This is a genomic window from Pseudomonas sp. 2995-3, from assembly GCF_002742565.1.
Taxonomy (GTDB): Bacteria; Pseudomonadota; Gammaproteobacteria; order Pseudomonadales; family Pseudomonadaceae; genus Aquipseudomonas; species Aquipseudomonas edaphica.
In genome coordinates this window covers 1-323 of record NZ_LJSB01000160.1, presented here as the reverse complement: position 1 = coordinate 323, position 323 = coordinate 1, and the positions used below count along the sequence as shown (strand labels likewise).

Genomic DNA, 323 nt, shown 5'->3' with positions numbered 1-323 from the left:
GTTGATACGTGAGCAGAGATTAATCCAAATATCCCCAACGAGACTGCATTTGATAAGTACAAAAGGAATGCGTTAAAGCTAAATCCACGCCCTAATTTATTAATTGGAAGATATTTTTGTAATAAATACACTCTCGATAACCCAGAGATAGGCAAACCTATTGCAGCGACTAATATCCCTATAAAATATAATGGTATGTTGTAGGCAAATCCTATAATGAAGATACCTGTCCCCCAAATAAGTGATCCAACTAAATAAATTTTCATGCTCATTTTTTTCAAGATAAAAGGGATAAGCAAATTAACTGCTATTACCGCAGCCCC

At 35.0% G+C, this 323-nt stretch carries 1 protein-coding gene; it reads right to left on the bottom strand.

Annotation, left to right across the window (positions count from 1 at the left end; all coding sequences use genetic code 11):
• Nucleotides 1–323: MFS transporter (locus AOA62_RS32215; protein ID WP_143521805.1), on the bottom strand; the 323-nt coding region annotated here is incomplete at both ends.